The organism is Synechococcus sp. 60AY4M2, from assembly GCF_002760375.1.
In the GTDB taxonomy this organism is placed as follows: Bacteria; Cyanobacteriota; Cyanobacteriia; order Thermostichales; family Thermostichaceae; genus Thermostichus.
The window spans coordinates 506,293-516,974 of record NZ_AUMZ01000001.1; the positions used below are offsets into that span (position 1 = coordinate 506,293).

The following is a 10,682-nucleotide window of genomic DNA, read 5'->3' on the forward strand; positions in this document are numbered from 1 at the left end:
TGCCTAGCGATTGGCTCGGTAAAGTAGTCCTAGCCCCACTGCGGAGCAGATGAAGTTGGGCAACCAGGCCGCCACCTCCGGCCCCAAGGTTCCAATCTGGCCCAGCGCCTGGCTGACAAACAGGAGCACGTAGTAGGCGAAGATAATCAGCACGCTGAGGCCCAGGCCCAGAGAAGAACTGGTGCGCTGGGGGCGCAGCGCCAGGGGCGCCCCAATCAAGGTGAAGGCCAGACAGGCAAAGGGGATGGCGTACTTTTGGCTGAGGCTAACCTGAAGGCGGCGTACCCCCTGCAGATCCCCCGAGCTGGCGATGACCTCGATGTAGCGGCGCAGCTCTTGAATGTTCATCTCCTCGGGGCTGCGGACCTCCTGGGCCAAATCCAGCGGCGCGCGCGGCAGGCGCAACTCCTGGCGGGCAAAGGTGGCGATGTTGCTGTAGGTGCCATCAGGGGAGACGATGTAGTTGGTGCCCTCCTCAAACACCCAGAGGTTCTCCTGGGGATCCCAGCGCCCCTGCTGCGCCAGCAGGATCTGGCTGAGAGCCTCGTTGGAAAGATCCAGCACGATCACGCCGCGCATCTGCTGGCCATCGAAGCTGCGGGCATAGAACTGACGGGTTAGCCCTTGCCGGCGGGAAAAAGTGCCGTCTGGCTCGGGCGCGAGGATCTCGCCGAACTCTTGGTAGAGGATGTTCTCGCGGCGGAACTCTGGACTTCGGTTCAAAGCGCGGTTTAGAGTCAGGGCCGCCTGGCGGTTGCTCACCGGCACCACCAGCTCGTTGAAGAGAAACGTTAACGTCGTCACCAAGAGGCTGAGAAGGAGGGCCGGCACCACCAGACGATAGAGGCTCACGCCGCAGCCGCGCAGGGCAGTGATCTCGTTATCAGCAGACAGGCGCCCATAGGCCAGCAACGTCGCCAGCAACATCGACATGGGGAACGTCAGGACGATGATCCCCGGCGCCCGCAACACAAACACTTGCAACGCTGCTGAAAGGGACAGCCCCGCCTCTACCACTAGCCGCACCAGCTCAAACAGGGATCCCACTGCCATCACCAGGGTGGTGAACGCTCCCACCCCAAAGAAAAAGGGCAGGAGCATCTCGGAGATGATGTAGCGATCCATCAGGCCCACCGCGCAAACGATGGAGAGCCTGTTGCAAGACTGCTTGATTGAAGGAGGAGTAGGGGGAGAATGAAGTTTCACAAAACCAAGGGAAGTAGCAGTCAGGACAACCCGAAGGCTGTTAACGACTCTAGACCGGAACGCTGGCCAACAAAAGGTTAATCGCCTCCCTTTTTCACCCTAACTTGCCTATGATCGACCCAAGGCGGGCTTGGGCCGGGCGTTGGGCTTGTTTGTCTTGAGATAGCTTTCAGCATGGCTTCCTCTTCCCCCTCTTCGCCTAAGCGTTTGCTAGAGCAGCTCCTGGAGCTGCGACAGCAAGTTGTGGAGGGATCCCAGAAGTACTTGACCGCCTGGGGCAGCCCCTGCAACCCCTCCCCCGCTCTCGAGAACCTAGCTCGGTATTTGGCGCTGCGCCAACACGATCTGCGCGACCTGCAGTTAGAATTGGCCGCCCTGGGGCTGTCGTCGCTGGGACGCTGTGAATCGCGGGTTTTGGAAAGCTTGGATGCGGTGATCGCCATTTTGGCCGCCGCTCAAGGGCTGAGCCACAAGGGACCTAGCTATGAAGCGTTTTACGCCGGGGATATGGCCCTAGAGCAGCACACCGAGGCTCTTTTTGGCCCTCCTTCTCCCCACCGCCGTGCCCGCATCATGGTGACCTTGCCCGGCGAAGCCGCCGAGCAGCCCGAGCTGCTGCTGCAACTGTTACAACGGGGCATGAACGTGGCCCGCATTAACTGCGCCCACGACGATCCCTCGGTGTGGGAAAAAATGGTGGCCCACTTGCGCCGGGCCGAAGCCCAGACCCAACGGCGCTGCAAGATTTTGTTCGACCTGGCCGGCCCTAAGATCCGCACGGGCCCGGTGGCCATGCCCCCCGGCAAAGCCAAGGTGTACGGTGGGGATCGCATCCTGCTCACGGCAGCCATTCCGCCGGTCGACTCTGACATCTGCTGCCAGGTGGCTTGCACCCTGCCGGAGATCTTGGCCCACCTCAAGGTGGGGGCAACTGTTTGGATCGACGACGGCAAAATCGGCGCTCGTGTAGTGGGGATCGAGCCGGCAGGGGTGGTGCTGGAGGTGGACAAAGTCGCCCCGCAGGGCAAGAAGCTGCGGGAGGAAAAAGGCCTCAACTTTCCCGACAGCCAGCTCTCGATCCAGCCCCTCACCGAGAAAGATCGCCAAGACCTGGACTTCGTGGTGCGGCATGCCGACCTGGTGGGCTATTCCTTTGTCCAGCAGCCGGCGGATTTGCAGTTGCTGTTTTCTGAGCTGGAGCGGCGCCAGGCCCGGCCCGATCTGGGCTTGATCCTCAAGATTGAAACGCAGCGAGCGGTGCAAAACCTGCCCACTCTGATCGCGGCCGCCGACGGCTGCCGGCCCCTGGGGGTGATGATTGCCCGGGGAGATCTGGCCGTGGAGATTGGCTGGCTGCGCCTGGGCGAGATCCAGGAGGAGCTGCTGTGGATCTGTGAGGCCGCCCATGTGCCGGTAGTCTGGGCTACGCAGGTGCTGGATCAGCTCACCAAGGAGGGCCTGCCCTCCCGGCCTGAGCTTTCCGATGCGGTGCTGTCGGCCCGGGCCGAGTGCGTCATGCTCAATAAGGGCCCCTATCTCCTGGAGGCGGTTGCCCTGCTGGACGAGCTGCTGGCCCGCATGCAGGCCCACCAGCACAAAAAAAGCCAACGCCTGCGAGCTTTGTACTCCTGGCGATGAGATGGAGCGGCATCAAAGACGGAACTTCTCCCCCAGGTAATACTTGCGCACCAAGGGATCCGCCGCCAGCTCCGCTGGTGTGCCCTTGGCCAGGATGGCGCCGTCGTTGAGAATATAGGCCCGGTCGGTAATCTCCAGCGTCTCCCGCACGTTGTGGTCGGTAATCAAAACACCGATGCCCCGCTGCTTGAGCTTGGCCACCACCTCTTGAATATCCGCCACCGCAATGGGATCCACCCCCGCGAAGGGCTCATCCAGCAGCAGGAATTTTGGCCCGTGGATCCCGGCTGCCAGGGCGCGGGCGATCTCGGCGCGGCGCCGTTCTCCCCCCGACACCTGCAAACCCAAACTGTGGGCCACATGGGCAATGCGAAACTCCTCCAGCAGGTGGTTGAGCCGCTGCTGCCAGAGGCGGCGAGGCACCCCCGTCTGCTCCATGATCAGCAGCAGGTTGTCTTGAATGCTGAGGCGACGAAAGATGCTCGGCTCCTGAGCCAAGTAGCCGATCCCCAAGCGGGCCCGGCGATGCATCGGCAGATGGGTGATGTCCTGGTCATCCAGCCAGACATGGCCTCGGTTGGGCTGGATCAGGCCGGTCATGATGTAGAAGGTGGTGGTTTTCCCCGCCCCATTGGGCCCCAGCAGCCCCACAACTTCTCCCTGCTGAATGTGCAAGCTGACGTCGCTCACCACCTCACGGCGGCCATAACGCTTACAGATGTTTTCCAGTCGAATCTGCATAGGATCGGCACAGGGTTGCTGTTCGATGCTGACTGATTCTGGAGGGCTAGTTCCACAGAGGCTTCTCTCCCAAGGCTGCCCCGAACTCGACCCCTGATCTAGAGGGGGACGAGCAGAATTGACCACCTGCATGGGAATTGGGAAGATCTTCAGATACGGTTGCCGGATGCCGCAACTGCTCGCGCTGCCCCCGGATGGGATCCCTGGCCTTTCCCATGCTCCGCTGTCCAGCTTGCCATTGGCTCAACCTCGACTCCGATCGTCCCTGTCGCCGCTGCGGTTGCTTCCTGCGTTGTCGCCCTCTCCCCCCCTGGGAAAGCTTGCCCGTTGCCCGGCCCGGCCGGAGGAAACGCCAGCCGAGCCATCCTTCTCGGCTGGCAACCCGCTAGGATTGCGTCTTGGCTGCCTCGGCGATACTTTCGGTTTTGCTGGGACTGGGGCAACTGTCTTGGCATTGGGTGGATCCGCTGCTGAAAGATCCTCCCCCGCCCGGCGATAGCCCACAAGCTCTGGGGCGATAAGGCCACAACGTCATCACACCTTGGGAGCGTCTGTCGATCCACAAAACCAGGCAGATCTGTGCAGTGGCCGAAGCCGGCAGATGCCACTATCATGTGACCAACGCAAAACAACCCCGCTCTGCCGGATTGTCTCAGTCAACTTTTTGTGAGGCTCGGTTACCATGAACTTTCATCTCAAAGCTTCCGCCATTTTGGCCCTGCTGGCCACGACAGCCGTCGCTTCCAATGCCGCCGCCACAACCCCCAACGCCTGCTTCCTGCGCTACCTGCTGGCCTCCAGAACCTGTCCCAATTGCCGGCTGGGATCCCTTGAGCTGAGCAACCTGGATTTGGCAGAGGCTAACCTCCAGGGTGCCGACCTGATCGAGGCCAACCTGGAGCGCACCATCCTCACTGGCGCCGATCTCAGCCAGTCCTACTTGGTGGGAGCCAATCTGCGGCGCGCCCAGTTGCGTGGCGCCGATCTCAGCGGTGCCTACCTGGAGGGAGCGGACTTGCGGGGTGCTGATTTGCGGGGTGCCGATCTCTCTTCTGCCTCCCTGTACGGCGCCGACTTGCGGGGGGCCGATCTGCGCGATGCCAATCTGACCGGGACTGACCTGAGCTTTGCCCGCACCTGGGGCACACGCCTTCAGGGCGCCGTTCGGGAATAGTGCAATCGGCTGGTTGACCACTGCCCGCTTCCCCTCTCCTCCTTGGGAGAGGGGCTGGGGGTGAGGGCCCAGTGCGGATGGCGAGACTCGAACTCGCATGGCAAAGCCACACGCCCCTCAAACGTGCGCGTATACCAGTTCCGCCACATCCGCATTCCAGGTTTAACCATCATAGCGGCAAAAGGGCGGGGCTGTTAAGAGGAGGGGCCATTGCGGTACGGGCTAGTTTAATCTTCTGTCCAAAACCGCTCTGAGAGATACTTATCGGCCCCGTCGCACAAGATGGTCACCACCACGCCGGAGGAGAGCTGACAGGCCACCTGTAGAGCCGCCACCACATTGGCTCCGGCAGAGATGCCCACCAACAAGCCTTCCTCCAAGGCCAAACGCTTGACCATTTTCTGGGCTGCTTCGGTGGAGATCTCGATGTGCTGGTCGGGCAGGGTGGGATCGTAAATCTCGGGCTTGAGAGCAGTGGCCATGTGCTTGAGGCCTTCAAGGCCGTGGAAGGGGGAGTCCGGCTGCATGGCAATGATCTGGATATCGGAGCGGTACTCCCGCAAGCGCCGCCCCACCCCCATGCAGGTGCCGCTGGTGCCTAACCCGGTTACGAAGTGGGTGACCTGTCCCTGGGTTTGCTCCCAGATTTCTACCCCCGTGGTCTCGTAGTGGGCCTGCCAGTTGGCGGGGTTGCTGTACTGGTCGGGATAGAAGTAGAGATCCGGGTTTTCGGCATAGAGGGCGCGGGCTTTCTCGATGGCCCCATCGGAGCCGAGGGCCGGATCCGTGAGCACTACCTCCACCCCGTAGGCGGCGAGGATCTTCTTGCGCTCTGGGCTGGCGTTGGCCGGCAGGGCCAGCTTCACCTTGTACCCCAAAGCTGCCCCGATCCAGGCGTAGGCGATGCCGGTGTTGCCGCTGGTGGCATCCAGGATGATCTTGCCAGGCGTAAGCTTGCCCTCGCGTTCGCCAGCGCGGATCATATTCAGGGCCGGGCGATCCTTGACCGAGCCGCCGGGGTTGTACCACTCTGCTTTGCCATACACTCGCACCGACGGCGGCAGGTCGGCGGTGACCCGCCGCAGGCGAATGAGCGGCGTCCGTCCCACCAGCTCGATGGGGCTATCGACCGCAGGGGGCAAGGGGCGAGAAGAAAACACGGTTGGATACAAGGGGGATCCCTCGCTAGATAAGCACTGGGCTGGACAACCATTGCTCATCTTATCCCGGTGTTTATCGGCTCTTGCCGGCTTTTTCTGGCCCTCTCCGCGCTTCCCCGAAAACCTCTGGCTAGACTCTAAGATGGGGGTAGGGAAGCACGAGTTCTGGACAGCGGCGTGATGCGGAGGGGCATGGCAGAAATCGGCATTGTAACCGCGCAACAATTTGACCGCCGGCGAGGCCAGATCCATGTTTACGACGGCGAGGGCAAGGGCAAGTCGCAGGCGGCGCTAGGGGTTGTGCTGCGTTCCATTGGGCTGGGGATTGAAAACTCGGCCCCCAGCCGGGTGTTGCTGGTGCGGTTTCTCAAGGGGCCGGGCCGCACCTATGCCGAGGATGCCGCGATTGCCGCTCTGCAGCGCGGCTTCCCCCACCTTATCGATCAACTGCGCACGGGGCGAGGAGAGTTCTTCGGCCCCGACGAGATCACTAAGTTTGACCGCCAAGAGGCCCGCCGCGGCTGGGATGTGGCCAAGGGGGCGCTGGCGTCGGGGTTCTACTCGGTGGTGGTGCTGGACGAGCTGAACCCGGTGCTGGATCTGGGCCTGCTGCCTGTGGACGAGGTCGTCAGCACCCTCAAGCAAAAGCCAGAGGAAATGGAGGTCATCATCACCGGACGGGGCGCCCCCAAGGAAATTATCGACCTAGCAGATTTGCACTCGGAAATGCGCAGCGTGCGGCGGGCGGCGGATCCCCAGGACGGCCAGCCCCTCCTCAGCGGCATCGAGATCTATACCGGCAACGGCAAGGGCAAGTCCACCAGCGCTCTGGGCCGGGCTCTGCAGGCCATTGGGCGCGGCATCAGCAAAGATCTCTCCCACCGCGTCCTGATTATGCAGTGGCTAAAGGGGGGAACGGGCTACACAGAAGATGCGGCCATTCGGGCTTTGCGAGAGAGCTATCCCGATCTAGTAGATCACCAGCGCTGCGGCCGCGACGCCATCGTTTGGCGGGGCAAGCAGCAGGAAATCGACTACGTGGAGGCGGAGCGGGGCTGGGAGCTGGCACGGGCGGCCATCGCCTCTGGGCTTTACAAGACCATTATTCTGGACGAGCTCAACCCAACGGTGGATCTGGAGCTATTGGATGTGGAGCCGATTGTTGAGGCTTTGCTGCGCAAGCCACGCGATACGGAGATCATCATCACAGGGCGCTGCCATGCGCCTTTGCCCTACTTTGAGCTGGCCTCTGTCCATTCGGAAATGGTGAGCCACAAGCATTATGCCGAACAGGGGGCCGATCTGCGGCGCGGGGTGGACTATTGAGCAGGGTGGCGATGCTGGATCAACTCCTGCAGCAAAGCGGGTTCCCCGACGCGAGGGCGCTGGCCCAGGTCTTGCTTGGCCTTTTCCAGACGGAGGTGTGGGTGGAGGGCAAGGAGCGGGTTCCCCAGGGCCCCCTGCTGGTGGTGAGCAACCATCGCAGCTTTTTGGATGCGCCGGTGCTGATTGCTGGGCTGGATCGACCGATTCGTTTTGCCTGCCACTACTACCTATCGCAAGTGCCCCTCTTGCGGGAGGTTGCCTTGGCCCTGGGTTGTATCCCCCTCCAGCAGGGATCAGGGCCGCAGCTTGCCTTTTTTCGCCAGGCGCAGGCCACTCTGGCGGCAGGCGGAGGGGTGGGGATCTTCCCGGAAGGGGCGGAGCAGATTACTCGCGAGACCTCGCCCCAAGAGCTGGGCTGGTTTCAGCCGGGCTTTGCCCATCTGGCCTTGGCTGCTGGCGTGGATCCCCTGCCGATCCTGCCGGTGGCCGTGTGGGCGCAGGAAGAGTGGCGGGCGATGGATATTCCCATGGCTTTTTTCCGCTGGTTTGATCCCACGGAGCCCAGGTTTCAGCGGCCGGGGGGGCATCCGGTGGTGATCTACCGTCAGGTGGTGGTTCGAGTGGGATCCCCTCTTTGGGTAGGGGGAGCAGGGCGCTCTACCTGCCGCCAGGAGCGGCTGCAGCTAATTCAGGAGTTGACGGCAGCCGCTCGCGAACAGGTGCGCTTGGGGTTGGCAAGGAGATGGAAACATTGAAGGGCAAGCCCATTGCCTCTAGTCCAAGCCGCCAGAAGCGGCCCTTGCTGCTCTATTTGCCGGGTATGGATGGCACCGGCAAATTGTTTTACCGGCAGGCACAGGCTCTGCAAGCCGAGTTTCACGTCCGCCCTTTGAGCTTAAACCACCCCGCAGCAGGGCAGAGCTGGGAGAGCCTGGCCGATTGGGTGGGATCCCAGCTGGACGAGGGAGCCTACCTGTGTGGCGAGTCCTTCGGAGCTTGCCTAGCCCTGGCTGTGGCTGCCCAGCAGCCGGAGCGCTGTCGCGGCCTGATTCTGGTTAATCCGGCCTCGTCGCTGCGGCGCCGGCCCTGGTGGTGGGCAGGTCATGTTCTCCTGCCTTTTTTGCCGCCGGCGCTCTACCACCAGATGGCGGAGCGGGGGCTGGGATTTTTGGCGGAGCTAAGCCAAATGGAGCCGCCGGATCGGGAGCGGCTGCGCCAGGCCGTTCACAGTGTTGAGCCCACGGTGGCCGCCCAGCGCCTGGCCTTGCTGGGATCGTTTGTCGTGGAGGAGCTGCCCCTGGAGTCGATGACCCTGCCGACGTTGCTGGTGGCGGGGGGGCGGGATCGCCTCCTGCCCTCGGTGCAGGAGGTGCAGCGTCTGGCGGAGCGACTGCCCCAGGCCCAGGTGGAGATCTCGCCTTTGAGCGGCCATGCCTGCCTTCTGGAGCGGCAGATGAACCTGCGGCGCTACTTGCTCAAGCCCGATGGGGTTTTTGCCCCGCTACTGCTTAATTCCGCTCCAGCGCATTGAGCAGGGAGAGGGATCCCCCCAAGTTTTCGATTCGCTCTTGGCAGGAGGGATCTTGTCCTTCTCGATCCAGCCAAAGGGCCCTCAAGCCTGCTGCCTTGGCCCCTTGATAGTCTTCGCGGCGGCTGTCGCCGATGTGCCAGGCAGCGGCGGGCGGGATCCCCTGGGCCGCCAGGGCAGCTTGGAAGATGCGGGGATCGGGCTTGGCATAGCCCACCTGGGTAGAGAGAGTAAGGCTGGAAAAATAGCCCCCTAGCCCCAGCGCCTGCAGCACTCGCACTAGACGGCTGTCGAAATTGGAGATCACCCCCAGCCGGATCCCTTCCTGTTGCAGAACCTGCAGAACCGGCAGCGTCTCGGGATAGAGCTCCCAGGGATCCGACGTGGCAAAATACTCGAAAAGGCGGGCAAAAAACGCCTCAAACCGTTCCTCCCCAAAAGCAGCCAGGGATCCCACCCCCGCAAAGGTCTGGCGCACCACCTGGCGCCACCAGGCCCGCTCCCATTCCTGGAGGGCGGATCCCAGAAGACCGGCACAGGCTGGCGGCGGAGCGCTGGCAAAAGCTTGGGCAAAGGCGCGATCCAACGCCTGCGGATCCACCGCCACTCCATACGCTGCTGCCACCTGGCTGTAGGCCTGGCCGACGCTGCCCCGCACCCGAAACAGCGTGCCCACGGCATCGAAGAAGATTACCCTCGGTCTCACTGCTGGCTCTCGTAGCGGGCGTAGGCATCCACAATCCGCTGCACCAGGGGGTGGCGTACCACATCCCGCTGGTCAAAGTAGCAAAAGGCAACCCCCTCTACCCCCGCCAGGATGCGCTCTGCAGCCGCCAGGCCCGACAGGCGATGCTTGCCCAGATCCGTTTGGGTGAGATCCCCGGTAACCACCATGCGGGAGCGGAAGCCCAGCCGCGTGAGGGCCATCTTCATCTGCTCCGGGGTGGTGTTTTGGGCCTCGTCCAAGATGATGAAAGCGTTGCTGAGGGTACGCCCCCGCATGTAGGCCAGCGGCACCACCTCGATGACTCCCTGGGCCATAAGCTGGGGCAGCTTGGCCGGGTCGATAAACTCGAACAGGGCATCGTAGAGAGGCCGCAGATAGGGATCTACCTTTTCCACCAGATCCCCTGGCAAGAAGCCCAGCTTCTCCCCTGCCTCTACCGCTGGTCGCGTCAGGATCAAACGCTCGTACTCGCGGTTTTGCAGGGCTGTGATGGCCACAACGGCAGCCAGATAGGTTTTCCCGGTGCCTGCCGGCCCGATGCCGAAGCAGAGATCGTGGGTGCGAATGGCTTGCACGTACTCCTGTTGGCGGGGTGTCTTGGGCCGGATCAACTCTCCCTTACGGGTGCGGGCCAACACACCTGCTTGCGCTTGCTGATAGGCCGTAGCCTCCTGGCCGGAGAGGGCGCGAAAAGCTTGCTCCGCATCAATCACCGTGACAGGGTGTCCAGTTTGCCAAAGCGGCTTCAGCAATTCTAGCCACTGCCGCACCTGCTGCCGCTGCTGAGGGGTGCCTTTCAGGTACAGGTCTTGTCCGCGCAGCGTTACAGAGGCACCACTGGAGCGACTGATCCACTTCAGGTTGGCCTCCTGAATGCCCGCCAAGGACATGGCCTGCCGAGGGCTTGACAAAGAGATGATCTCCAGATCGGTGGCGGCAGAAGTGTCGTGCATGCCGTGGGCGCCGGGCACCCCGCGAGACTTGCAATGGTGATCTTATCAAAAACGGTTGTCAAAGCGCTCCGGGTTGCGGAAAGCTGCTGCAGAGACCAAACGAGCGCAAGAGTGCTTACAGCCTGTTAAGGGCTCAAGGGGTACAATAGCAGCACTTAGCAAACCAACTTCGGAAGGAGGATGGATTGATCAGTAGTAAAGAAGTCTTCACTATCTGCTCCATGCTATA

At 62.3% G+C, this 10,682-nt stretch carries 10 protein-coding genes and 1 tRNA gene; 5 read left to right on the top strand and 6 right to left on the bottom strand.

Going from position 1 to position 10,682, the window contains the following annotated elements:
* Positions 1 to 3: 3 nt before the first annotated feature.
* Complete coding sequence (locus tag SYN60AY4M2_RS02145) at positions 4 to 1,125, bottom strand: LptF/LptG family permease (protein WP_240527680.1); 1,122 nt, start codon at positions 1,123 to 1,125, stop codon at positions 4 to 6.
* A gap of 255 nt (positions 1,126 to 1,380) precedes the next feature.
* On the opposite strand from SYN60AY4M2_RS02145, the gene SYN60AY4M2_RS02150 reads away from it, so the two are divergent.
* The gene (locus SYN60AY4M2_RS02150; protein WP_099812193.1) at positions 1,381 to 2,844 is read left to right on the top strand and encodes a pyruvate kinase; all 1,464 of its coding nucleotides are present in this window, start codon (positions 1,381 to 1,383) and stop codon (positions 2,842 to 2,844) included.
* A gap of 12 nt (positions 2,845 to 2,856) precedes the next feature.
* On the opposite strand, the gene lptB is transcribed toward SYN60AY4M2_RS02150, so the two are convergent.
* The gene (gene lptB, locus SYN60AY4M2_RS02155) at positions 2,857 to 3,585 is read right to left on the bottom strand and encodes an LPS export ABC transporter ATP-binding protein (protein ID WP_011430074.1); all 729 of its coding nucleotides are present in this window, start codon (positions 3,583 to 3,585) and stop codon (positions 2,857 to 2,859) included.
* 682 nt (positions 3,586 to 4,267) lie between these two features.
* Between lptB and SYN60AY4M2_RS02160 the strand changes: the two genes are divergently transcribed.
* Complete coding sequence (locus tag SYN60AY4M2_RS02160) at positions 4,268 to 4,759, top strand: pentapeptide repeat-containing protein (protein ID WP_011430073.1); 492 nt, start codon at positions 4,268 to 4,270, stop codon at positions 4,757 to 4,759.
* Positions 4,760 to 4,831: 72 nt separating this feature from the next.
* Here the strand turns inward: SYN60AY4M2_RS02160 and SYN60AY4M2_RS02165 are convergent.
* Both SYN60AY4M2_RS02165 and SYN60AY4M2_RS02170 read right to left on the bottom strand, forming a co-directional pair.
* Positions 4,832 to 4,912, bottom strand: a tRNA-Leu gene (locus tag SYN60AY4M2_RS02165).
* A 74-nt stretch (positions 4,913 to 4,986) separates the two neighbouring features.
* Positions 4,987 to 5,931, bottom strand: coding sequence for a cysteine synthase family protein (locus tag SYN60AY4M2_RS02170; protein WP_228375467.1), 945 nt, complete (start codon positions 5,929 to 5,931; stop codon positions 4,987 to 4,989).
* A gap of 180 nt (positions 5,932 to 6,111) precedes the next feature.
* On the opposite strand from SYN60AY4M2_RS02170, the gene SYN60AY4M2_RS02175 reads away from it, so the two are divergent.
* Genes SYN60AY4M2_RS02175 through SYN60AY4M2_RS02185 form a run of 3 tightly spaced genes read left to right on the top strand, consistent with a single transcriptional unit; the run spans position 6,112 to position 8,776 of the window.
* Complete coding sequence (locus SYN60AY4M2_RS02175; protein WP_011430071.1) at positions 6,112 to 7,245, top strand: cob(I)yrinic acid a,c-diamide adenosyltransferase; 1,134 nt, start codon at positions 6,112 to 6,114, stop codon at positions 7,243 to 7,245.
* An 11-nt stretch (positions 7,246 to 7,256) separates the two neighbouring features.
* On the top strand, positions 7,257 to 8,000 hold the full coding sequence (locus SYN60AY4M2_RS02180) for a lysophospholipid acyltransferase family protein (RefSeq protein ID WP_011430070.1): 744 nt from the start codon (positions 7,257 to 7,259) through the stop codon (positions 7,998 to 8,000).
* Positions 7,988 to 8,776, top strand: a complete 789-nt coding sequence (locus SYN60AY4M2_RS02185; RefSeq protein WP_011430069.1) for an alpha/beta hydrolase — start codon at positions 7,988 to 7,990, stop codon at positions 8,774 to 8,776. The genes SYN60AY4M2_RS02180 and SYN60AY4M2_RS02185 overlap by 13 nt, the downstream gene beginning before the upstream one ends.
* On the opposite strand, the gene SYN60AY4M2_RS02190 is transcribed toward SYN60AY4M2_RS02185, so the two are convergent.
* Together SYN60AY4M2_RS02190 and SYN60AY4M2_RS02195 are read right to left on the bottom strand one after the other, a co-directional pair.
* Entirely contained in the window at positions 8,754 to 9,479 is a 726-nt protein-coding gene (locus SYN60AY4M2_RS02190; protein WP_099812195.1) for an HAD family hydrolase, read from the bottom strand. The two genes, SYN60AY4M2_RS02185 and SYN60AY4M2_RS02190, sit on opposite strands and share 23 nt — an antisense overlap.
* The gene (locus SYN60AY4M2_RS02195) at positions 9,476 to 10,453 is read right to left on the bottom strand and encodes a PhoH family protein (RefSeq protein ID WP_011430067.1); all 978 of its coding nucleotides are present in this window, start codon (positions 10,451 to 10,453) and stop codon (positions 9,476 to 9,478) included. Before SYN60AY4M2_RS02195 ends, SYN60AY4M2_RS02190 begins: the two co-directional genes overlap by 4 nt.
* Between the last annotated feature and the right edge of the window lie 229 nt (positions 10,454 to 10,682).

Bases quoted from the DNA above. Each gene is read 5' to 3' on its own strand.
- SYN60AY4M2_RS02145 (WP_240527680.1), bottom strand. From the start codon at position 1,125: ATGGATCGCTACATCATCTCCGAGATGCTCCTGCCCTTTTTCTTTGGG.
- SYN60AY4M2_RS02150 (WP_099812193.1), top strand. From the start codon at position 1,381: ATGGCTTCCTCTTCCCCCTCTTCGCCTAAGCGTTTGCTAGAGCAGCTC.
- lptB (WP_011430074.1), bottom strand. From the start codon at position 3,585: ATGCAGATTCGACTGGAAAACATCTGTAAGCGTTATGGCCGCCGTGAG.
- SYN60AY4M2_RS02160 (WP_011430073.1), top strand. From the start codon at position 4,268: ATGAACTTTCATCTCAAAGCTTCCGCCATTTTGGCCCTGCTGGCCACG.
- SYN60AY4M2_RS02175 (WP_011430071.1), top strand. From the start codon at position 6,112: ATGGCAGAAATCGGCATTGTAACCGCGCAACAATTTGACCGCCGGCGA.
- SYN60AY4M2_RS02180 (WP_011430070.1), top strand. From the start codon at position 7,257: ATGCTGGATCAACTCCTGCAGCAAAGCGGGTTCCCCGACGCGAGGGCG.
- SYN60AY4M2_RS02185 (WP_011430069.1), top strand. From the start codon at position 7,988: ATGGAAACATTGAAGGGCAAGCCCATTGCCTCTAGTCCAAGCCGCCAG.
- SYN60AY4M2_RS02195 (WP_011430067.1), bottom strand. From the start codon at position 10,453: ATGCACGACACTTCTGCCGCCACCGATCTGGAGATCATCTCTTTGTCA.